The following is a 19941-nucleotide window of genomic DNA, read 5'->3' as shown; positions in this document are numbered from 1 at the left end:
GTTTCGTCAGGCGATGACCGCGGGGCTCCGCCAGGACGGGCGGATCCCCCGGTCCAGGTCGTAGCGGACCGAGGCGATCCGCTTGACCGCGTCGACCAGCACGCTCTCGGGCAGCGTGAACGGCAGCCGCAGGAATCGTTCGAGGGTGCCGTCGAGGCCGAACCGCGGGCCCGGCGCGAGCCGCACGTCGACGTCCTCGGCCGCCCGGGCCAGGGCGCTGGAGATCGGCCCGTCCAGCTCGGCCCAGAGCATCACCCCGCCGCCCGGCACCGTGAAGGTCCACTCGGGCAGGTGCTCGCGCAGCGCCGCGATCAACGCGTCCCGCCGCGCCCGCAGCTCGACCCGGCGGGCCGCGACGATCCGCTCGGACTGGTCGAGCAGGCGCACCCCGACCAGCTGTTCCAGCACCGGGCTGGCCATGTCGACCCCGACCCGGATGGCGGCGAGCCGCTGCACGAGCGGCGCCGACGCCCGCACCCACCCGATCCGCAGGCCACCCCAGTACGCCTTGCTCATCCCGCCGATCGACACCACCCGGGAGTGCCGGTCGAAGACCGCGACCGGCGGCGGCATCTCGTCGCCGTCGAGCTGGAGGTCCACGAACGACTCGTCGACGATCAGCTCGGTGCCGGCCGTGTGCGCGGTGGCGACCAGGCGCTCGCGCAGGCCGGCGTCCATCAGGTGACCGGTGGGGTTGTGGAACTCCGGGATCACGTACGCGCAGCGCGGCCGGCCCTGCCGCAGCGCGCCCAGCAGCATCTCGGCGTCCCAGCCGGTGGCCGTGTCGAGGCCGTGGGTGCTGATCCGGGCCCGCCGGGCGGAGAGGGCGGCGAGCGCGTTCGGGTAGGTGGGCGCCTCGACCAGCACCGGCGACCCGGCCGGCACGGACAGCCGCAGCACCAGGTCGAGGGCCTGCTGGGTGCCGGCGGTGATGAGGATCTGCTCGGCGCTGGTGGCGACGCCGCGGGCGGTGTAGCCGGCCGCGACCGCCTCGCGCAGCTCGACCAGCCCGGTCGGGTGGTAACCGGCGCTGCCCAGGTAGCGCGGCAGATCGTCGTTGACGGCGGCCTGCGCCGCGCCGAGCAGCTCGTCGGGTGCCCGGTGGGCGGCCACGCCCAGGTCGATGACGTCGCGGTCGTCGCCGGCCGCCCACAGGCCGGAGGTGGCCACCCGGTGCCCGCTCGGCAGGGTGGTCCAGCTGCCGGCGCCACGTCGGCTGGTGAGGTGGCCGCTCTCCCGGAGCGTCCGGTACGCGGCGCTGACCGTGGTGCGGCTGACCGCGAGGGCCTCGGCGAGTTCCCGCTCGGCCGGCAGCCGGATGCCGAGCGGCAGCCGCCCGTCGGAGAGCAGACCGCGCACGGCGGCGGCCAGGGCGACGTAGTCCGGACTGCGGTGGCGGCCGGGCAGGGAGTGCCACTGACCGAGCAGGCGGGCCAGTTGCGCGCCTCGTACCGTGCTCGTCACAGCCACCTCCCAGAAATTGGCTCTTCAGCCCGGGCCAATTGGCCTTCAGAGTGGCACTCATGACCGCAACTGGCAACGGAGATCGTCGTCTCACCCGACGCCTGGCCCAACTCTTCACCGGCCTGGTGCTCTACGGGGTGAGCATGGCCTTCATGGTGGAGTCCGGTCTCGGTCTCAACCCCTGGGACGTGTTCCACCAGGGCCTGTCCAAGGCGACCGGCATCAGCTTCGGCTGGGTGGTGATCCTGCTCGGCGTGCCGATCCTGCTGCTGTGGATCCCGCTCCGGCAGAAGCCCGGCATCGGAACGATCGCCAACCTGTTCGTCGTCGGTTTCGCGGTCGACGGCGCGCTGGCCGTGCTCCCGGCCGGACACGGCATCCCCGCCCGGATCGGCTACCTGGTCGGCGGCATCCTGCTCAACGGCCTGGCAACCGGCCTCTACATCGGCAGCAACTTCGGCCCCGGCCCGCGCGACGGCCTGATGACCGGAATCGTGGGCCGCTTCCCCAAACTGTCGATCCGCCTGGTCCGCACCGCGATCGAGCTGACCGTCCTCGGTGTCGGGTTTCTGCTCGGCGGCACGGTCGGCATCGGCACGGTGGCATATGCCCTGGCCATCGGCCCGCTCGTGCACCTCTTCCTGCCGCTGTGCACCGTCGCACCCGCCCGGGAACCGAAACTGACCTCTGTGGACTGACACACCTCGGTGATCATCCGGACACATTTTCTTCCGGGCAGGCCCGTCGCGCGGCATCATTGCGACATGGGGGCTGGCGGCTGGCAGTGGAACGACGCTTGGATCTTCGTGTCCGCGGTCATCGCCGAGCGCCTCGAGCGCGACCGGGCCCTGCACGCCGCCCTGCCGGTGACCGGCGCCAGCCTGGCCGACCTGCTGGCCGCCGCCGACTTCCTGCACCACGCCGTGCCGAGCCGCGACGAGCTGCAGGAGTCACTGCGCCGCCTGGCCGGGGCCGGCCTGATCGTGGTCGAGGACGACATCATCGAGGTCGCCCCGAGCGGTGAGCAGCTGTGGCGCACCCGCCCGTTCAGCGGCCTGTCCTCCGCGGTGATGACCCTGCAGGCCCAGCTCAACAGGGCCACCCGCCCCGGCGACTCGGACTGGGCGCTGGACGAACAGACCTACGCCACCGCCGTACGCGAATATTCGCTCCGCCTGGCCGACGGCCGCTAGAGACCAACGGTCGCTAGCGCACCGGGTTGCCGGCTGCCCGCAGGGTGTCCTTGACCTGGCCGATGCTGAGGTCTCCGAAGTGGAAGACGCTCGCCGCCAGCACGGCGTCGGCCCCGGCGGCCACGGCCGGTGGGAAGTGCTCCACCGCGCCCGCCCCGCCACTGGCGATCACCGGGATGTCGACCACCGCCCGCACCGCCGTGATCAGGTCGAGGTCGAAGCCGGCCTTGGTGCCGTCGGCGTCCATCGAGTTGAGCAGGATCTCCCCCGCGCCCAGCTCGGCGACCGTGCGGGCCCACTCGATCGCGTCGAGGCCGGCGCTGCGCCGCCCGCCGTGCGTGGTGACCTCCCACCCGCTGGGCTGATCGGCCGAGCGCCGCACGTCGAGCGACAGCACCAGCACCTGGTTGCCGAACCGCTCGGCGATCTCCGAGATCAGCGCCGGCCGGTTGATCGCCGCGGTGTTGACCCCCACCTTGTCGGCGCCGGCCCGCAACAGCACGTCGACGTTCTCCACCGAGCGGACCCCGCCGCCCACGGTGAGCGGGATGAACACGCTCTCCGCCGTGCGCCGCACCACGTCGAGCATGGTGCCGCGGTCGTCGGAGGAGGCGGTCACGTCGAGAAAGGTGAGCTCGTCGGCCCCGGCCGCGTCATAGGCGGCGGCCAGCTCGACCGGGTCCCCGGCATCGCGCAGGTCGACGAAGTTGACCCCCTTGACCACCCGCCCGGCGTCCACGTCAAGACAAGGGATAACCCGCACCGCCACCGTCATGCGTCCACCCTAACCAGCGCTCTTCTCGGCGTGGGCGCCCGGGCCAGGCCGATCAGGATGCCGCCGAGCACGAGCGCGCCGCCGATCAGGTCGGTGGGGTGGATCCGCTCGCCGAGCACCAGAGCGGCCGAGGAGATGCCGAACAGGGGGACGAGCATCGAGAACGGGGCGACCGTCGTGGCCCCGTACCGTTTGAGCAGGAAACCCCAGCCCGCGAATCCGGCGAGGGTGGAGATCAGCGCGACATAGGCCAGGGCCCCGACGGCTTCGCCGTCGATCGCGCGCAGCGCGGCGAGGTCGGCGGCCGGGCCGTCGATGAGCAGCGAGAGTACGAGGAGTGGGCCGCACGCGACGGCGCTGGCCCAGACCATGAAGCGCAGCGCGTCGGGTGGGGACGCCTTGCGGGTGGCGATGTTCGACAGGCCCCAGGCCGCGGCCGCCCCGATGATCAGCAGGAACGCGCCGAGGTTGGTGCCCATCCGGGTGGCCACCACGGCCACGCCGGCCAGCGCGACGGCCAGGCCGCCGACCTGCACCGGGCGCGGGCGTTCGTGCAGCAGAAGCACCGCGAACACGACGGTGAACACGGCCTGGCTCTGCAGGACCAGCGAGCTGAGCCCGGCCGGCATCCCGGCTGCCATGCCCGCGAACAGCAGCGAGAACTTGGTGACGCCGAGGATCAGGCCGACCGCGAGCACCCAGCGCCAGGGCACCTGCGGGCGGCCGACGAAGAACAGCGCCGGGAACGCGGCGAGGGTGAAGCGCAGGGCGTTGAACAGCAGCGGCGGGAAGTGGTCGAGGCCCTTCTCGATGGCGACGAAGTTGACGCCCCAGATCGCCATGACGGCGACCGCCAGAGCGATGTCTCTCGGTTTCATCGCCTAAAAATGCGCTGAAAAACCGTTAAGCACCATCGAATAGTGCTTCACCTACGTTGTAGGTTTGCTACATGATTGACCTGGGCCGTCTGCGCGCGCTCCACGCCGTGGCCAGCTACAAGACGGTCCTGGCGGCCGGCGACGCGCTGCACTGCACCCCGTCGGCCGTCTCGCAGCAGCTCGCCAAGCTGGAGCGGGAGACCGGCACCACACTCGTCGAGAAGGACGGCCGCGGCCTGCGCCTCACCGAGGCCGGCCAGTTGCTGGCCCGGCACGCCGAGCGGGTCCTCGCGGCCGTCGACGAGGCCGAGGCCGCCCTGGCCGCCCACCGCGACACGGTGACCGGCCGGCTGACCGTGGTCGCTTTCGCCACCGCCTGCCGGGCGCTGCTGCCGTGGGCACTGCACCGGCTCGCGTCCGAGCATCCGCAGCTGTCCACCGGGCTGATCGAGGCGAACCCGCACGAGGGTCTCGACGCGCTGCACCGCGGCCATGTCGACCTCGCCGTCCTGGACGACTGGCCGGAGGCGGCGCTGCGCTACCCGGCCGGCGTCGCGCACGTCGAACTGGGCTGGGACCTGGTCGACCTGGTGGTGCCGAGCGGCCACCGGCTCAGCGGCACGACGACCCTGGCGAAATGCCGGGACGAGCGGTGGATCGCGGCGCCGGTCGGGGACATCTGCCACGAGTGGCTGATGCGGGTGCTGCCGGGCGTGCAGCCCGATTTCCACGTCGGCGAGTTCGAGACCCAGATGACGCTGATCGCCGCGGGCCTGGGCATCGCGGTGATCCCCCGGCTGGCCCGGACCTCGCTCCCGGACGGCGTCCGGGTCGTGCGGCTGCATCCCGAGCCCCGCCGCCGGGTCGTGGTCGCCTGGCGGGAGGCGGCCGCGGCCCGCCCGGCCATCAAGGCGGCCGAGCAGGCGCTGCGGGCGTCCTGGGATCAGGCCAGCGCGGCCAGGGCCTCGCGCACGGTGAACGCGCCGGCGTAAAGCGCCTTGCCGGCGATCACGCCCTCCACCCCGACCGGTTCGAGGGTGGCGAGGGCGCGCAGGTCGTCCAGGGTGGACACGCCGCCGCTGGCGATGACCGGCTTGTCGGTGGCGGCGCACACCTCGCGCAGCAGGTCCAGGTTCGGGCCGCGCATGGTGCCGTCCTTGGTGATGTCGGTGACGACATACCGGGCCGCACCCGCCTTGTCGAGCCGGGCCAGCACCTCGTACAGGTCGCCGCCGTCGCGGGTCCAGCCGCGCGCCGACAGGGTGCGGCCGCGCACGTCGAGGCCGATCGCGACCCGGTCGCCGTACTCGGCGCAGATCCGGTCGCACCACTCCGGGTCCTCCAGGGCGGCGGTGCCGATGTTGACCCGCGCGGCACCGGTGGCGAGGGCCCGGGTGAGCGACTCGTCGTCGCGGATGCCGCCGGACAGCTCGACCTTCACGTCGAGCCGCCGCACCACATCCGCGAGCAGCGAGGCGTTGGAGCTGCGCCCGAACGCCGCGTCCAGGTCGACCAGGTGCACCCACTCGGCCCCGTCGTTCTGCCAGGCCAGCGCCGCCTCGAGGGGGTCGCCGTAGGCGGTTTCGGAACCGGCGGCGCCCTGCACGAGGCGGACGGCCTGGCCGTCGGCGACGTCGACGGCCGGCAGCAACTGGAGGGTCACGTTCTCTCCCTGTTCAGAATCAGAACCACCAGGGCCGGCAGGGCCATGACGATCACGATGGTCAGCACGATGCGCAGCGGCACGTCCGGCACGAAGAGCCAGACCGCGGCGACGGCGATCAGCGGCACCAGCACGATGCCGAGCCGCTGGCCGCGGCTGCGCCGGTAGATCCGGCCGGGCCGGCCCTTTCTTTGTGGAGTGAGCTTGCGGACCAACTGCCGGCGGCGCTGCCGCCGGGACACCTTGCGGGCCCGGGCGGCTTTCTCTTTTTCGAGTACGGCGAGCCGCTCGGCCCGCCGTTTTGCCCGCTCCTTCGACACCTACAGTCCAGCGACCCAGTTGCGCAGCAGCGCATAGCCGGCGTCGGCCGACTTCTCCGGGTGGAACTGGGTGGCGGTGAGGCTGCCTCGCTCGACGGCGGCCGCGAAGGGCTGGTCATGGCTCGCCGTGGTCACCGTGGCCCCACTCAACGCCCCGAGATCCCGCGCTGCGTACGAGTGCACGAAGTAGAACCGCGCGTCTCGGGGCAGCCCGCTGAACAGATTGGACTTCTCGGGAATGTCGACGGTGTTCCAGCCCATGTGCGGGATGCGGTCCGCGTCGAGCTTGCTGACCACGCCGGGCAGCAGGCCGAGGCCCTTGGTCTCCACGCCGTGCTCGACACCCGAGTCGAAGAGGATCTGCATGCCGACGCAGACGCCGAGGACCGGCCGGCCGGCGGCGACCCGCTCGGCGATCACCGGCCCGGCCCCGAGCTCCTCGATGCCGGCCATGCACGCCGCGTAGGCGCCCACGCCCGGCACGAACAGCCCGTCCGCGGCGGCCGCCGCGTCCAGGTCGCTGGTCACCGTCACGTCGACACCGGTGCGAGCCACGGCCCGCTCGGCCGACCGCAGGTTGCCGGAGCCGTAGTCCAGGATCACCACTGAGGTCACGAGTCACCCCCGGGGAGCATCCAGGCCACGCCGCCCGCGACGGCCAGCGCCGCGAGCACGCCGACCACGCCCACGCTGAACTTGGTGGCTCCCGACCGGACCAGCTGGATCACGCCGCCGACCAGGAAACCGGCCACGATGAAGCAGACGACCGCCATCAGAGCACGCCCTTGGTGGACGGCAGCGCGCCCGCGTTGCGCGGGTCGATCTCGACAGCCTCGCGCAGCGCCCGGGAGAACGCCTTGAACTGCGCCTCCACCACGTGGTGCGCGTCCGGCTTGCCGCCGTCGCGGGCCGCCCGCAGCACGCTCACGTGCAGGGTCACCTTGGCCGCGAAGCCGAACGACTCGAAGATGTGCCGGGTCATGCTGGTCGGGTAGACCGGCCCGATGTAGGGCGCCAACTCCGGCTCGTCGTGCACCACATACGGCCGGCCGGACAGGTCGATCGCGGCCCGGCAGAGCACCTCGTCCATCGGGATCGTCGCCGACCCGTACCGCCGGATGCCGGCCTTGTCGCCCAGCGCCCGGGAGAAGGCCTCACCGAGGGCGATAGCCGTGTCCTCCATCGTGTGGTGCGCGTCGATCTCCAGGTCACCCTCGGTGCGCACGGTCAGGTCGAAGCCGCCGTGCTTGGCGATCTGGTTGAGCATGTGGTCGTAGAAGCCGACCCCGGTGTCCAGGTCGCCCTTGCCGGTGCCGTCGAGGTCGATCTCGACGAGCACCTTGGTCTCGTTGGTGACGCGCTCCACCTTCGCGGTGCGACTCACTTCAGGGCCTCCGTTGCCTGCAGGAAAGCGTCGGTCTCGGCCGGCGTCCCGGCGGTCACCCGCAGCCAGCCGGGGAGGCCGACGTCGCGGATCAATACACCCTGGTCGAGCAGCCGCTGCCAAGCGATTTTCTGGTCGCCGCCCACCTCGAAGAGGACGAAGTTGGCGTCGCTGTCGGCCACCCGGTAACCGCGCTCGCGCAACGTGCGGACGATGCGGTCGCGCTGCTCCTTGATCGCCTCGACGGTCGCGAGCAGGGCGTCACGTTGCGCCACCGCCGCGCGCGCGGCGGCCTGGGTCAGGGCACTCAGGTGGTAGGGCAGGCGAACCAGCTGGATCGCCTCGACCACTGCCGGGTGCGCGGCGAAGTAGCCGAGCCGCCCGCCGGCGAACCCGAACGCCTTGCTCATGGTGCGGCTGACGACCAGCCGAGGGTGCTCGGACAGCAGCGTCAGCGCGCTCGGCGTGCCCGCCCGGGCGAACTCCGCGTACGCCTCGTCCACGATCACCACACCGCGGGCCCGCTCCAGCACCGCGGTGATCACCTCGGGGTCCAGGGCGGTGCCGGTCGGGTTGTTCGGCGAGCAGAGGAAGACCAGATCGGGGTCGTGCTTCGCCAGCTCGGCGACCGCTTTATCGGGATCCAGACCGAAATCCGGGTCGCGCAGCGCGCCGATCCACTCGGTGCCGGTGCCCAGCGCCAGCAGCGGGTGCATGGAGTAGGACGGGCCGAACCCGAGCGCCGTGCGCCCCGGCCCGCCGAACGCCTGCAGCAGCTGCTGCTGCACCTCGTTCGAGCCGTTGGCCGCCCACAGGTTGTCGGTGGTCAGCCCGTGCCCGAGGTAGTCGGCGAGGACCGTGCGCAACGCCACCGCGTCGCGGTCGGGGTAGCGGTTGAGATCGCGCAGCTCGGCCTGCACGGCCTTGCCGATCGCCTCCACCACGTCGTCGGGCAGCGGGTAGGAGTTCTCGTTCGTGTTCAGCCGCACCGCGACGTCGAGCTGCGGAGCACCGTACGGCGACTTCCCGCGCAGGTCGTCCCGGATCGGCAGATCGTCGATCCTCATCGGTCGAACCGTGCCTTCACGGCCTCACCGTGCGCGGGCAGGTCCTCGGCGTTGGCCAGGGTCACCACGTGCTTCGCGACGTCGGAGAGGGCCGCCTCGTCGTACTCCACGACGTGGATCCCGCGCAGGAACGACTGCACGGAGAGCCCGGAGGAGTGCCGGGCGCAGCCGGCGGTCGGCAGCACGTGGTTGGAGCCGGCCGCGTAGTCACCGAGCGAGACCGGCGACCAGGCACCGACGAAGATCGCGCCGGCATTGCGGACCCGCATGGCCCACTGCCGCGCGTCGCGCGTCTGAATTTCCAGGTGCTCCGCGGCGTACGCGTCGACGACCGCAAGCCCCTGCTCGAGGTCGTCGACCAGGACGACGCCGGACTGCGCGCCGGTCAGCGAGGTGTGCACCCGCTGCGAGTGTTTGGTGGCCGCAACCATCCGGGTGAGCTCGGACTCGACCCCCGCGACCAGCGACTCCGAGTCGGTGACCAGGACACTGGCCGCGAGCGGGTCGTGCTCGGCCTGGCTGATCAGGTCGGCGGCGACGTGCCGCGGGTCGGCGGTCTCGTCGGCCAGGATCGCGATCTCGGTCGGCCCGGCTTCCGCGTCGATGCCCACCGTGCCCTGCAGCAGCCGCTTGGCCGCGGTGACCCAGATGTTTCCCGGCCCGGTGATCACGTCGACCGGTTCGCACCGGTCACCCTCGTCCACCCCGTCGGAACCGTAGCCGAGCATCGCGATGGCCTGGGCACCGCCGACGGCGTAGACCTCGTCGACGCCGAGCAGCGCGCAGGCGGCCAGCACCCGGGCGTCCGGCAGGCCGCCGTTCTCCTTCTGCGGCGGCGACGCCACGACCAGCGCGTCCACCCCGGCCTCCTGGGCGGGCACGACGTTCATCACGACAGTCGACGGGTAGACGGCCAGGCCGCCGGGAACGTAGAGCCCAACCCGCTGCACCGGCAGCCAGCGCTCGGTGACCGTGCCGCCGTCGACCACCTGGGTGGTGACGTCCGGCCGGCGCTGATCACGGTGCACCTTGCGGGTGCGGGTGATCACCTCGAGGAGCGCCTCGCGAATCTCCGGCTCGAGGGCCTCCCCCGCCGCCGCGATGGCTTCCACCGGAACCCGGAGCCGGGTGAGCTCGACACCGTCGAACCTGGTCGTGGCCTCCTGAATGGCGGCGAACCCGCGCTGATGGACCGCCTCGACCACCGGACGGATGCGCTCGACGGCCTCGGAGACGTCGAGCTGAGCCCGGGGCAGGATGCCTCGGGGATCCCGGCGGGAGCCACGCAGGTCAGTCAGTTTCAGCACGCCTCAATCCTAGGCGCCCAGCCGGTGGGACGGTTTCCGGCCCTCGGTCGGCCCGGGGGCGGGTTGACCATGGTGAAGCTGCCGATAGGCTGAGGTCGTGAGCGAGCGGCTACCAGTATTCCCCCTGGGTACGGTGCTGTTTCCCGGCCTTGTGCTCCCCCTGCACATCTTCGAGGAGCGTTACCGTTCGCTGGTCCGCGAGTTGGTGGCCAGCACCGAGGACGGCCCGCACGAGTTCGGCGTGGTCACCCTCCGCCGCGGTGTGGAGGCGCCCTCCCCCGAGTCCGACGACGACCCGGCCCCCGAGCCGCCCCCGATCAAGGCCGACGACCTCTACCCGGTGGGCTGCACGGCCGAGCTCCGCCAGGTCACCGAGCTGCCCGACGGTCGTTTCGACATCATGACCGTGGGCCGGCGCCGGTTCACGGTCCGCGACGTGCAGCAGGGCACCGAGCCCTACCTGACGGCCGAGATCGAGTGGCTCCCCGAAGAGTCCGCCGACGAGACCGCCGCCCAGCTGGCCCCGCGGGCCCTCGCCGCCTTCCGCACCTATCTCGACCTGCTGCGACCCGACTCCGAGGCGCTCGACGCGGTCCCCGGTGACCCGACCGTGCTGTCCCACCTGATCGCGGCGACCGCCCAGCTGACCATCGACGAGCGGCAGCTGCTGCTGGCCGCGCCCGACACGGCCAGCCGGCTGCGGGCCGAGCTCAAGCTGCTCAACCGCGAGGCCGGTCTGCTGGCCAAGGTGCGGGCGGTTCCGGTGCCGCTCTCCGACCTGGCCCGCCCGGCCAGCCCTAACTGACCGACGGCCGGCCCGGCTCGGCCTCTTCGAGGTCGGGCCAGGCGTCCTGCTCGGCGGCCGTGTTGGGGCCGTAACCGGGTTTCGCGCCCGGCTGGTCCAGGTCGGGGTCGTTGGACCAACCGGCCAGCAACGTCAGCACGATGGCCGCCGCGAACGCCGGCACCAGCAGCGGCCCGGTCGAGTGCACCTCGGGCGGGGCCAGGTAGGTGGCGCCCTTGGCGGCGGTGCGGCCCCACTGCTGGTAGTCGCCGCGGCCGATCATCTCGCCGATCCACGGGCCGACCAGATAGCCCGCCCCGAGGGTGCCGACCACGACGCCGAGCAGCAGGAACGGGCCGCGGTCGCGGCGCAGCACCAGCCAGGCGACGATCGCCACGAGCAGGCCGAAGCCCAGGCCGAGCAGGGTGTACCACCCGTCGGCGGCGATGTACTCCTCCGGGGAGGAATCGTTGATGACGATGTCGGTGCCGGTCTGCACGACCGGAACGGCCGGTGCCAGCCACGCCCACAGCAGGCCGAACGGGGCGCCCAGCACGAACACCGCGGCCGCGGCGAGGGTCGCGACCAGCGCGGTGCGCCGCCACGGCCGGCGCGGGGTGCGGCTCAGCGACCACCAGGGGGCCGGCGCGTCGGGGGCGTCGCCCTCGGCGCCGAACGGATGGGCTAGGCCGTAGCCGACCGGTTCGTCGGGCGGCTGCACCGGCTCCTGACTCGGGTTCACCCTACGATCCTGCCAGGTCCGCCCGGTAACTGTCGCGATCGGCCCTGGGCTTGTCTAGGCCACGGCGGAGGGACCGAGGATCATCTTCAGGTCGGCGCGCAGTGCGGGCGTCGGCGCGACCCGGACGGCGCCCAGCCGCAGGACCGTGGTGCGGCTGCCGTTCTGCAGGTGGACGTGCACCTCGGAGTCGCCGGGATGGCTGGTCAGGATCTCCTTCAGCTCCGACACCAGCGGCGGGGTGCAGCGGGTGATCGGCATGGTCAGGGTGACCGGCTTGCTGTCCGGGTTGTGGGTGACGTCGGGCAGCGACATGTCCATCGCCATGATCCGCGGGGTGTCGTCGCGGCGGTCGACGCGGCCCTTCACCACCACGATCGCGTCCTCGGCGATGTACTGCCCGATCACCTCGTAGGTGTTCGGGAAGAACAGCGCCTCGACCCCACCGGCCAAGTCCTCCAGGGTGGCGGACGCCCAGGCCCGGCCCTGCTTGGTGATCCGCCGCTGCACGCCGGTGAGGATGCCGGCCAGGGTGACGATCTGCCCGTCCGGGACCGAGCCCTCCTCGTTGAGGGCGGCGATGGTGGTGTCGGCCGCGTTCGCGAGGAGCTGCTCGAGACCGGCGAGCGGGTGGTCGGAGACGTAGAGCCCGAGCATCTCGCGCTCGAAGGCCAGCTTGTCGCGCTTGTCCCACTCGCTGTCGCCGATGGTCGGCATGGCGACCGTGGCGGCGCTGCCGCCGTCGGTGTCGCCGAACGCGCCGAACAGGTCGAACTGGCCGGCCGCCTCGTTGCGCTTGACGTCCGCGTACGCGTCGATCGCCTCGGCGTGCACCGCGAGCAGGCCCTTGCGGCTGTGCCCCATCGAGTCGAACGCGCCCGCCTTGATCAGCGATTCGATCGTCTTCTTGTTGCAGGCGACCGCGTCCACCTTCGACAGGAAGTCGTAGAAGTCCTGGTATTTGCCTTTTTCCTTACGGCACCGGGCGATCGCCTCGACCACGTTGTGCCCGACGTTACGGACCGCGGCGAGACCGAACCGGATGTCCTTGCCGACCGGGGTGAACGGGCCGGCCGACTCGTTGACATCGGGCGGCAGGACCTGGATGCCCATGCGCCGGCACTCGGCCAGGTACATCGCCATCTTGTCCTTGTCGTCACCGACGCTGGTGAGCAGACCACCCATGTATTCCGCCGGGTAGTGCGCCTTCAGGTAGGCCGTCCAATAGGAGACCAGGCCGTAGGCGGCCGAGTGCGCCTTGTTGAACGCGTAGCCGGCGAACGGGACCAGGACGTCCCACACCGCCTGGATCGCCTCGTCGGAGTAGCCACGCTCGCGGCAGCCGTCCCGGAACGGGATGAACTCCTTGTCGAGGATCTCCTTCTTCTTCTTACCCATCGCCCGGCGGAGCAGGTCGGCCTGGCCGAGGCTGTAACCGGCGAGGATCTGCGCGGCGCGCTGCACCTGCTCCTGATAGACGATCAGGCCGTAGGTCGGCTCCAGGATCTCCCGCAGCGGCTCCTCGAGCTGCGGATGGATCGGCGTGATCTCCTGGAGGTTGTTCTTGCGGAGCGCGTAGTTGGTGTGCGACTCGACGCCCATCGGACCGGGCCGGTAGAGCGCCAGGACCGCGGAGATGTCCTCGAAGTTGTCCGGCTTCATCAGCCGCAGCAGCGACCGCATCGGCCCGCCGTCGAGCTGGAACACGCCCAGCGTGTCGCCCCGGGCCAGCAATTCGTAGGCCGGCTTGTCGTCCAGCGGCAGCGCCAGCAGGTCGAGGTCCATGCTGTGGTTGAGCTTGATGTTCTTGACGGCGTCGTCGAGGATCGTCAGGTTTCGCAGACCCAGGAAGTCCATCTTGAGCAGGCCGAGCGTCTCGCAGGTCGGGTAATCGAACTGCGTGATGATCACGCCGTCGGCGGCCCGGCGCATCAGCGGGATGTGGTCGATGATCGGCTCGGCCGACATGATCACGCCGGCCGCGTGCACACCGGTCTGCCGGATCAGGCCCTCGATACCGCGCGCGGTGTCGATCACCTTCTTGACGTCGGGGTTCTGCTCGTAGAGGGTCCGGACCTCGCCGGCCTCGCTGTACCGCTTGTCGTCCTTGTTGAAGATGCCGCCCAGCGTGATGCCCTTGCCCATCACGTCCGGCGGCATGGCCTTGGTGATCTGGTCGCCCACCGAGTAGGGGTAACCCAGCACCCGGGCCGAGTCCTTGATCGCGGCCTTCGCCTTGATCGTGCCGAACGTGGCGATCTGCGCGACCTTGTCCTCGCCCCAGCGCTCGGTGACGTACTTGATGACCTCGCCGCGCCGGCGCTCGTCGAAGTCGATGTCGACGTCGGGCATCGAGATGCGCTCGGGGTTGAGGAACCGCTCGAAGATCAGGCCGTGCGGCAGCGGGTCGAGGTCGGTGATGCCCATCGCATACGCCACCAGGGAGCCCGCCGCGGAACCACGGCCCGGGCCGACCGCGATGCCGTTGTTCTTGGACCACTGGATGAAGTCGGCGACCACCAGGAAGTAGGACGGGAAGCCCATCTGGATGATGATGCCGAGTTCGTATTCTGCCTGCTTGACGTGCGTCTCCGGGATGCCGTCCGGGAAGCGGCGGTGCAGGCCCTCGTACGCGACGTGCCGGAAGTACTCCTCCTCGGTGTAACCCTCCGGGATCGGGAACCGGGGCATCAGGTTCTTGAAGGTGAACATGCCCTCGACGTCGACCCGCTCGGCCACCAGCAGCGTCGTGCGGCAGCCCTCCTGCCACGCCTCGGAGGAGTCGACCGCGCGCATCTGGTCGGCCGACTTCACGAAGTAACCGTTGCCGTCGAAGCGGAACCGGTTGGGGTCGGCCACGTTGCTGCCGGTCTGCACGCACAGCAGCACGTCGTGCGCCTCGGACTGCGCCTCGTAGACGTAGTGCGAGTCGTTGGTGACCAGCGGCTTGATGCCGAGTTTCTGCCCGATCTCGAGGAGGCCGTCGCGGACCCGTTTCTCGATCGAGAGACCGTGGTCCATGATCTCGAGGAAGTAGTTGTCCTTACCAAGGGCTTCCTGGTAAATCGCGGCGGACTTGAGCGCCTCGTCGAACTGGCCGAGCCGCAGCCGGGTCTGCACCGCGCCGGACGGGCAGCCGGTGGTGCCCATGATGCCCTCGGCGTGCTCCGCGATGATGTCGAAGTCCATCCGCGGGTACTTACCGAGCTGGCCCTCCATCGAGGCCCGCGAGTTGAGCCGGAAGAGGTTTTTCAGGCCGACCGCGTTGCGCGCCCACATGGTCATGTGGGTATACGCACCGTTACCGGAGATGTCGTCGCTCTTCTGCTCCGGGCGGCCCCACTTGATCCGGCTCTTGGTGAGCCGCGACTCGGGGGCGACGTAGGCCTCGACGCCGATCACCGGGGTGATGCCGGCGGCTTTCGCCTGGTTGTAGAAGTCGTAGGCGCCGTGCATGTTGCCGTGGTCGGTGATCGCGGCGGCCGGCATGCCTAGGCGTTTGGCCTCGGCGAGCAACTCCTTGACGCGGGCGGCACCGTCGAGCATCGAATACTCGGTGTGCACGTGGAGATGCACGAACGAGTCAGACACCCGGGGCCCCCTTAAGTTGTGACGACCCGAGCGACTTTAGCCGGACCCTACGACAAGAACGAGACCAACCCGCGGGTCATTCGGCGAACGGTTCGATCATCAGCGAGGCGGCCTTGAGCCACGCCTGCTTGGTCTCCGGCTGGAGCTCCTGATATTCGATCGAGGAGCCCACCTCGAGCGACGGGTCGTAGGGCACGACCGCGACCGCGCGGGTGCGGGTGGCGAAGTGCTTGGCGAAATCGGCCAGCATCGGCAGCGGCCCGGGCGACGGGCAGGAGATCAACGTCACGGCGTTGGCGACCAGGTCACCCATGCCGCTCTCGTCGAGCACGTCGAGCATCCAGTCGGCGGTGAACGCGGCGTCCTCCCGGGGCACCGTGGTGATCACCAGTTGATCGGCCTGGCGCATCACGGTCTGCCAGTTGACGCTCTCCACGTTGTTGCCGGTGTCCACGCAGATCACGTCGTGGGTGCGGCGCAGCAGGTCCATCACCCGGCGCACGGTGCCCTGGTCGAGCCGCTGGGCGAAGCGCGGGTTCTCCTCGCCGGCCAGCACGTCGTAGGAGCCGTCGGAGGCGTGCCGCAGGTAGGCGTCGAGCTCGCTGAGCAGGCCGTCGCCGTGCAGGTTCTCGATCTGCATCAGGTCGGCCAGCAGGTGCTTGATGGTGCGGGCGTGCCGGGCGCTCCCGGCCCGCAGGCCGAGCGTGCCGCGCAGCTCGTTGTCGTCCCAGGCGAGCACGCCGCGGCCGCGAACGCTGCCGATGGTGGCCGCGGCCAGCACGGTGGCGGTGGTCTTGTGCACGCCGCCCTTGGGGTTGGCGAAGGCCAGCACGCGCGGCTTGCCGAGCTTGCGGCGCAGCACCGCGACGGCACGGTCCATCTCGCCGGCGGGCTCGGTCTGCCGCCACTCGATGCGGGCGCCGGCCGGTGAGGTCGGCGCCGGGGCCAGCACGGGAGCCGGGGCCGGCGGCCGCACGGGCGCCGCGGCGGACGCCCGGATCTGCGGATAGTCGCGCTGCGGCGGGGCCGGCGGCGCGACCGGGGTGGAACGGGCCGGCGCCGGGGCCGGGCTGAAGAAGCTGTGCGGTTGCTCCGGGGCGGCGCGCCGGCCGTTCCCGTTCGGCTCGGCCGGCAGCTGCTGCGGGACCGGAGCCGGCGGGGGCGGTGGCGGCTGGCGGACCTGGTGGCGCGGGTCGAGCGGGTTGATCGGCCGCTGCGGCATCGGTCGCGGCTCGAACGGCTGCTCGGGCGCACGCTGCTCGAAGGAACGATCCGGCGGCTGCTGGGAGCGTGGGTCGAGCGGGTTGTAGGGCCGTCGGGTCGGCAGCGGCTGGCCGAACTGCTGCGGCGGCGCCTGCGGTGCTTCCTGCTCCGGTTCGGCCGATTCCTCGGCGGCGGCGCGTGCGCCGTGCCGGGCGCGATCGAGCAGCGCCCGCCAACGCGGGGCTGGTTCCGCAGGCCGGCCCCAGCCGGTCTCGGTCCCATCCACGGCTCGTCCTCCCTGCGCTTACTTCCAGTGATTCCACGGCTCGTGCTACGCCCATGACAGGCTACGGAGCGAACCCTATTCGGGCCACTGCCCGAGCGACCAACCCTGGCCATTCTCGTTGATCGAACAACGGCTCAATGGTCGTGATCGACTGGCCATCCGTACGTTTCGCGGACGAGAAATCTAACGGCCGGATGGCGCTCGAGATGTGTTTGTCAAGGACTCGGCACGCCCTGAGCAGCGCTCACGTCTGTTGCTGAGGGCACGGCAGTGCGCTCCTCCGGTGCCGTGGCCGACGAATCAGGCGAGGGGTCGGAGACCACCGATGAGTTGGATGTCACAGGTGCTCCGGACGAAGACAGTATCGGCGCGGGCGTCCGCGAGGCAATGGCAGAACCGCCGTTTGGCACAGGAATCGGAGATCCGCTCGGTTCGGCCGGGATCGTGCCCTCCTGCTCCGGCTGCGGTGGCCGGAATTCGGCCCGGTCGAGCTGCCGGACCTCGGGCGCCGGGTCGACACCGCGCACCCCGGACCGGGCCGCGACCGCCTGCAACCCGGCCGGCGCGGCGCGGACCACGGCCGCGAAGACACAGGCACACCCCGATCGGTACGCGTCGGCCTCGGTCCGCGCCGTGCGGGCGGCCGACTCGTACGCCGCCCGGGCCCGCCGGTTCGCGTCGTCACCGCCGAGACGACGGCTCAACTGTTCGTACTCCGCCTGCTCCTGATCGCGTTGCAGGGCCGCGTCGAGCATGCCCGACATCACGTCCGAGGACAGCCGGTAGACCGGGATCCGCACCACCTGGGTGTGCGCGCCGGCGATCGGTACCCGGGCGTAGACCTGGGCCACCGCCGCCCCCTCGAGCAGACCGGCCAGCGCGCTGGGCGGGACGTAGTCGTTCAGGCTCACCAGCGCCCACGTATCGGTGGAGGCGGGCGCGGAGGGATCGGTGAGCGCGGCCAGCTCGGTCGCGCTGGAGCGCAGGTAACCGTCGACCGTCTGCCCCTGCACGACCCCGACCCGGACGACGTCGCCCGGGTCGTCGCCGGGTGGCATGACCTCCCGGCGAGTCGCCCAGATGACGCCGAGCACCAGAACGGCGGCCGCGACGACGGCCAGTCCGCTCACCACTCGCATCACTGCCGCGCGGTCCACGATCGGCTCCCGCACTCCTTCGGCGGGCCCCACGTGACTGCTCCCCGAATCAGCTCGCATCCTGAAGGACGTCCAGCGCGTACTTCAGATCGTCAGGGTATTCGCTGACGAACCGAACCTCATCGTGCGTTCGGGGGTGGATGAACCCCAATTCTCGGGCGTGCAACCACTGGCGGTTCAGCTTGAGCCGGGCCGCGAGGGTCGGGTCGGCGCCGTAGGTGATATCGCCGACGCAGGGGTGCCGCATCGCCGAGAAGTGCACCCGGATCTGGTGGGTGCGGCCGGTCTCCAGCTTCACGTCGATCAGGCTGGCCGATCGGAACGCCTCGAGCGTGTCGTAGTGGGTGACGCTCGGCTTGCCGCCGTTCATCACCGCGTACTTGTAGTCGGCGGTGGGGTGCCGGTCGATCGGGGCGTCGATGGTGCCGCGCAGCGGGTCGAGGTGACCCTGCACCACGGCGTGGTAACGCTTGTCGACCTCGCGCTCCTTGAACGCCCGCTTGAGCACGCTGTAGGCGATCTCGCTCTTGGCCACCACCATCAGCCCGGTGGTGCCGACGTCGAGCCGGTGCACGATGCCCTGCCGCTCGGCGGCGCCGCTGGTCGCGACGTTCTGTCCCATCGCGGCCAGGCCACCGATGACGGTCGGGCCGGTCCAGCCGGGACTCGGGTGGGCGGCCACGCCGACCGGCTTGTCCACCACCACGATGTCGTCGTCGCTGTAGACGATGGTCAGGCCGGTCACCGACTCGGCGACCACGACCGGCGCCGCGACCGGCGCGGGCAGCGTGACCTCGAGCCAGGAGCCGGCCGCGACCTTGTCGGACTTCGGCCGGGGATAGCCGTCGACCAGCGCGTCACCCGACTCGACGAGGGTGGCGGCGGCGGTGCGGGACAGCCCGAAGAGCCGGGAGACGGCCTGGTCGAGCCGCATGCCGTCCAACCCGTCGGGCACCGGCAGGGAGCGCTGGGTCACGCTGATTCAACTTTCTTGCGTACGACCTTGCGGCCGTCGCGCTGACGTCCGGTCAATTCCAGGAGTACGGCGAGGCAGACGCCCACGGTGAGGCAGCTGTCGGCGATATTGAAGACCGCGAACTTCTCAGCGTACGGCGCGAAGAGGCTGATCATGTCGACCACGTGCCCGTGGAACGGGCCGGGCGCCCGGAACAGCCGGTCGCCGAGGTTGCCGAAGGCGCCGCCGAGCACCAGCCCGAGCGAGACGGCCCAGGGCACCGACCGCAGCCGGGTGGCCATGTAGACGATCCAGCCGATGACCACCAGGGTGATCACCGGGAAGACCCAGGTGTGGTCGCTGCCCATGCTGAAGGCGGCGCCGCTGTTGCGCAGCAGCGACAGGTAGATCAGCCCGCCCAGGATGCGGACCGGCTCGCCCTCGGTCAGGTGTTCCGTGGACAGCCATTTGACCCACTGGTCGAGCGCCACGGCGAGCACCGCCGTGGCGCCGAGCACGGCGACGGCCCGGCCGCTGAAGCTGGGTTTCGGACCCCGCTCCGGCTCGCCCACGACCGTTGCGCCCGCTGCCTCGTCGGCGTTCAGCGTCGTTCCTCCAACTGCTTACAGGACACACAGAGAGTCGCGGACGGGAACGCCGCCAGTCGCTCGACCGGGATCGCGTTGCCGCACCGCTCGCACCAACCGTAGTTGCCCTCGCCGAGCCGGTCGATGGCGCGTTCCACCTGATTGACCCGCTCGAGCAGATTGTTCGCGAGAGTGATCTCCTGCTCACGCTCGAGCGTCTTGGTGCCGGTGTCGGCGTCGTCGTCGCCGGCCGAGTCGGCCAGCCGATCGCGCTGGAGCTCGGTGAGCTCGGTGATCGACTGGTCGTACTCCTGCTGCAGCTCGTCGCGGCGCTCGGTCAGTGCGACCCGGATCTTCTCCGTCTCGGCCGCACTGCGGTTCCGCTTCGTGGCGGCCTTGGCTGCGGTCGGGGTTTCGGTTGCCTTGGCCATCGTCGCTCCCTCGGCCGCACCCCCCGGCGCGGCGATCAGCGGTTATAGAGACCCGGCCGGCGCCGGGCTTCCCCGGGGCGGCGGGCACGCCGTTAGATCTTGCCCCACCTGCACAAACGGCGCGGCTGAACCGTCAGCCGCGCACTCCGGAGGTTCG

The 19941-nt window shown here is 71.0% G+C and carries 21 protein-coding genes; 4 read left to right on the top strand and 17 right to left on the bottom strand.

Translation table 11 applies throughout. The features are described 5' to 3' along the window. Positions 1-6: 6 nt before the first annotated feature. Positions 7-1464 carry a MocR-like transcription factor YczR gene (yczR, locus tag Ato02nite_RS40785; protein ID WP_213012061.1) on the bottom strand — a complete coding sequence of 486 codons (1458 nt, stop codon included), beginning with the start codon at positions 1462-1464 and terminating at the stop codon, positions 7-9. A gap of 59 nt (positions 1465-1523) precedes the next feature. Here yczR and yczE point away from each other — a divergent pair, with 59 nt between their 5' ends. Together yczE and Ato02nite_RS40775 are read left to right on the top strand one after the other, a co-directional pair. Continuing rightward, a complete protein-coding gene (gene yczE, locus Ato02nite_RS40780) occupies positions 1524-2162 on the top strand; it encodes a membrane protein YczE (RefSeq protein ID WP_213012060.1) in 639 nt (212 codons plus the stop codon). Positions 2163-2228: 66 nt separating this feature from the next. Beyond that, positions 2229-2657, top strand: a complete 429-nt coding sequence (locus Ato02nite_RS40775; protein ID WP_213012059.1) for a hypothetical protein — start codon at positions 2229-2231, stop codon at positions 2655-2657. 13 nt (positions 2658-2670) lie between these two features. On the opposite strand, the gene hisF is transcribed toward Ato02nite_RS40775, so the two are convergent. Both hisF and Ato02nite_RS40765 read right to left on the bottom strand, forming a co-directional pair. Beyond that, complete coding sequence (gene hisF, locus Ato02nite_RS40770) at positions 2671-3432, bottom strand: imidazole glycerol phosphate synthase subunit HisF (RefSeq protein ID WP_213012058.1); 762 nt, start codon at positions 3430-3432, stop codon at positions 2671-2673. Further along, positions 3429-4310, bottom strand: a complete 882-nt coding sequence (locus Ato02nite_RS40765; RefSeq protein WP_213012057.1) for an EamA family transporter — start codon at positions 4308-4310, stop codon at positions 3429-3431. The genes hisF and Ato02nite_RS40765 overlap by 4 nt, the downstream gene beginning before the upstream one ends. Before the next feature lie 71 nt (positions 4311-4381). Between Ato02nite_RS40765 and Ato02nite_RS40760 the strand changes: the two genes are divergently transcribed. Then, positions 4382-5302, top strand: coding sequence for a LysR family transcriptional regulator (locus Ato02nite_RS40760; RefSeq protein ID WP_213012056.1), 921 nt, complete (start codon positions 4382-4384; stop codon positions 5300-5302). Here the strand turns inward: Ato02nite_RS40760 and priA are convergent. Genes priA through hisD form a run of 7 tightly spaced genes read right to left on the bottom strand, consistent with a single transcriptional unit; the run spans position 5254 to position 10051 of the window. After that, entirely contained in the window at positions 5254-5973 is a 720-nt protein-coding gene (priA, locus tag Ato02nite_RS40755) for a bifunctional 1-(5-phosphoribosyl)-5-((5-phosphoribosylamino)methylideneamino)imidazole-4-carboxamide isomerase/phosphoribosylanthranilate isomerase PriA (protein WP_213012055.1), read from the bottom strand. The genes Ato02nite_RS40760 and priA overlap by 49 nt on opposite strands. Further along, positions 5970-6293 (bottom strand): hypothetical protein, encoded by a 324-nt coding sequence (locus Ato02nite_RS40750; RefSeq protein ID WP_213012054.1) that lies wholly within the window; start codon positions 6291-6293, stop codon positions 5970-5972. Before Ato02nite_RS40750 ends, priA begins: the two co-directional genes overlap by 4 nt. Continuing rightward, the gene (gene hisH, locus Ato02nite_RS40745) at positions 6294-6908 is read right to left on the bottom strand and encodes an imidazole glycerol phosphate synthase subunit HisH (RefSeq protein WP_213012053.1); all 615 of its coding nucleotides are present in this window, start codon (positions 6906-6908) and stop codon (positions 6294-6296) included. Beyond that, a complete protein-coding gene (locus Ato02nite_RS40740) occupies positions 6905-7066 on the bottom strand; it encodes a CG2302 family histidine operon protein (RefSeq protein WP_213012052.1) in 162 nt (53 codons plus the stop codon). The genes hisH and Ato02nite_RS40740 overlap by 4 nt, the downstream gene beginning before the upstream one ends. Continuing rightward, positions 7066-7677 (bottom strand): imidazoleglycerol-phosphate dehydratase HisB, encoded by a 612-nt coding sequence (hisB, locus tag Ato02nite_RS40735; RefSeq protein WP_213012051.1) that lies wholly within the window; start codon positions 7675-7677, stop codon positions 7066-7068. Before hisB ends, Ato02nite_RS40740 begins: the two co-directional genes overlap by 1 nt. Further along, the gene (locus tag Ato02nite_RS40730) at positions 7674-8744 is read right to left on the bottom strand and encodes a histidinol-phosphate transaminase (RefSeq protein WP_213012050.1); all 1071 of its coding nucleotides are present in this window, start codon (positions 8742-8744) and stop codon (positions 7674-7676) included. The genes hisB and Ato02nite_RS40730 overlap by 4 nt, the downstream gene beginning before the upstream one ends. After that, entirely contained in the window at positions 8741-10051 is a 1311-nt protein-coding gene (hisD, locus tag Ato02nite_RS40725; protein WP_213012049.1) for a histidinol dehydrogenase, read from the bottom strand. The genes Ato02nite_RS40730 and hisD overlap by 4 nt, the downstream gene beginning before the upstream one ends. Before the next feature lie 97 nt (positions 10052-10148). Here hisD and Ato02nite_RS40720 point away from each other — a divergent pair, with 97 nt between their 5' ends. Further along, positions 10149-10856: an LON peptidase substrate-binding domain-containing protein gene (locus Ato02nite_RS40720; protein ID WP_213012048.1), complete on the top strand. Its 708-nt coding sequence runs from the start codon at positions 10149-10151 to the stop codon at positions 10854-10856. On the opposite strand, the gene Ato02nite_RS40715 is transcribed toward Ato02nite_RS40720, so the two are convergent. From Ato02nite_RS40715 to Ato02nite_RS40685, 7 genes are all read right to left on the bottom strand, one after another. After that, positions 10849-11577, bottom strand: a complete 729-nt coding sequence (locus Ato02nite_RS40715; RefSeq protein WP_213012047.1) for a hypothetical protein — start codon at positions 11575-11577, stop codon at positions 10849-10851. The two genes, Ato02nite_RS40720 and Ato02nite_RS40715, sit on opposite strands and share 8 nt — an antisense overlap. Positions 11578-11631: 54 nt before the next feature. Further along, complete coding sequence (gene dnaE / locus Ato02nite_RS40710; RefSeq protein ID WP_213012046.1) at positions 11632-15165, bottom strand: DNA polymerase III subunit alpha; 3534 nt, start codon at positions 15163-15165, stop codon at positions 11632-11634. A 76-nt stretch (positions 15166-15241) separates the two neighbouring features. After that, the gene (locus Ato02nite_RS40705) at positions 15242-16654 is read right to left on the bottom strand and encodes a MinD/ParA family ATP-binding protein (RefSeq protein WP_213012045.1); all 1413 of its coding nucleotides are present in this window, start codon (positions 16652-16654) and stop codon (positions 15242-15244) included. Between the two features lie 215 nt (positions 16655-16869). Then, the gene (locus Ato02nite_RS40700; RefSeq protein WP_246608011.1) at positions 16870-17811 is read right to left on the bottom strand and encodes a hypothetical protein; all 942 of its coding nucleotides are present in this window, start codon (positions 17809-17811) and stop codon (positions 16870-16872) included. Positions 17812-17860: 49 nt separating this feature from the next. Continuing rightward, the gene (locus Ato02nite_RS40695; RefSeq protein ID WP_246608022.1) at positions 17861-18745 is read right to left on the bottom strand and encodes an RluA family pseudouridine synthase; all 885 of its coding nucleotides are present in this window, start codon (positions 18743-18745) and stop codon (positions 17861-17863) included. A 38-nt stretch (positions 18746-18783) separates the two neighbouring features. Further along, complete coding sequence (gene lspA / locus Ato02nite_RS40690) at positions 18784-19338, bottom strand: signal peptidase II (protein WP_213012044.1); 555 nt, start codon at positions 19336-19338, stop codon at positions 18784-18786. A 29-nt stretch (positions 19339-19367) separates the two neighbouring features. Continuing rightward, entirely contained in the window at positions 19368-19784 is a 417-nt protein-coding gene (locus tag Ato02nite_RS40685; RefSeq protein ID WP_213012043.1) for a TraR/DksA family transcriptional regulator, read from the bottom strand. Positions 19785-19941 lie beyond the last annotated feature (157 nt).

The sequence above is a fragment of the Paractinoplanes toevensis genome (genome assembly GCF_018332695.1).
In the GTDB taxonomy this organism is placed as follows: Bacteria; Actinomycetota; Actinomycetes; order Mycobacteriales; family Micromonosporaceae; genus Actinoplanes; species Actinoplanes toevensis.
This window is presented reverse-complemented; position numbering and strand designations above follow the sequence as displayed.

Coding starts and splice junctions, on each gene's coding strand:
- yczE (WP_213012060.1), top strand. CDS start 1,524: ATGACCGCAACTGGCAACGGAGATCGTCGTCTCACCCGACGCCTGGCC.
- Ato02nite_RS40775 (WP_213012059.1), top strand. CDS start 2,229: ATGGGGGCTGGCGGCTGGCAGTGGAACGACGCTTGGATCTTCGTGTCC.
- hisF (WP_213012058.1), bottom strand. CDS start 3,432: ATGACGGTGGCGGTGCGGGTTATCCCTTGTCTTGACGTGGACGCCGGG.
- Ato02nite_RS40765 (WP_213012057.1), bottom strand. CDS start 4,310: ATGAAACCGAGAGACATCGCTCTGGCGGTCGCCGTCATGGCGATCTGG.
- Ato02nite_RS40760 (WP_213012056.1), top strand. CDS start 4,382: ATGATTGACCTGGGCCGTCTGCGCGCGCTCCACGCCGTGGCCAGCTAC.
- Ato02nite_RS40740 (WP_213012052.1), bottom strand. CDS start 7,066: ATGGCGGTCGTCTGCTTCATCGTGGCCGGTTTCCTGGTCGGCGGCGTG.
- Ato02nite_RS40730 (WP_213012050.1), bottom strand. CDS start 8,744: ATGAGGATCGACGATCTGCCGATCCGGGACGACCTGCGCGGGAAGTCG.
- Ato02nite_RS40695 (WP_246608022.1), bottom strand. CDS start 18,745: ATGCGGCTCGACCAGGCCGTCTCCCGGCTCTTCGGGCTGTCCCGCACC.
- Ato02nite_RS40685 (WP_213012043.1), bottom strand. CDS start 19,784: ATGGCCAAGGCAACCGAAACCCCGACCGCAGCCAAGGCCGCCACGAAG.